The organism is Microbacterium sp. BF1 (assembly GCF_019279095.1).
In the GTDB taxonomy this organism is placed as follows: Bacteria; Actinomycetota; Actinomycetes; order Actinomycetales; family Microbacteriaceae; genus Microbacterium; species Microbacterium maritypicum.
The window spans coordinates 1-522 of sequence record NZ_JAGYWT010000899.1 but is presented as its reverse complement, the minus strand read 5'-3'; the positions used below and the strand labels follow the sequence as shown (position 1 = coordinate 522).

Genomic DNA, 522 nt, shown 5'->3' with positions numbered 1-522 from the left:
CCGGGCTCGCCTGCACAGCCTCCTGTGCCGCCTCCTGCGCAGACGCAGAACGGAGCAGCGGCCTCGGCGCCCTCCGTCGCCTTCCCCGCACCGCCGCCTCCTGCGCCTCCCGTGCCTCCCGTCCGGACCAGCGCGTCCCCGACGCCCAGCAGCCCTGCCGCCGGAGACGCTCCCACTGACGGCGGTTGGACAGCGCCAGGGGCCGACGGCGCCGCATGATCCGACGGTTCGACGACCTCTTCGTCCCCGATGGGGACGACGCACGACGCTGGGCGGAGGAAGAGCTCTCGAATCCCCGCTACGCCGACGCGAAGCCCACGTGGTTCGATCTCCTCGCCCGTGACATCGGCCGCTTCCTGGCTGACCTCTTCAGCTCGGGCAACGGCGCGAACGTGGGGCCGTCCGCGCTCATCATCGTCACCGTCATCATCGCGGCCGCACTGATCGCCGCTCTCATCATCTGGGGAAGACCGCGCAGCTCCCGCGCGGTCAGGCGCCCGACCGGCGACCTCCTCGGAGCAG

Annotated in this window: 1 pseudogene; it reads left to right on the top strand. The window is 72.2% G+C overall.

Going from position 1 to position 522, the window contains the following annotated elements:
• Positions 1–215 precede the first annotated feature (215 nt).
• Positions 216–522, top strand: a pseudogene (locus KZA10_RS17450) (hypothetical protein); the annotation flags it as partial.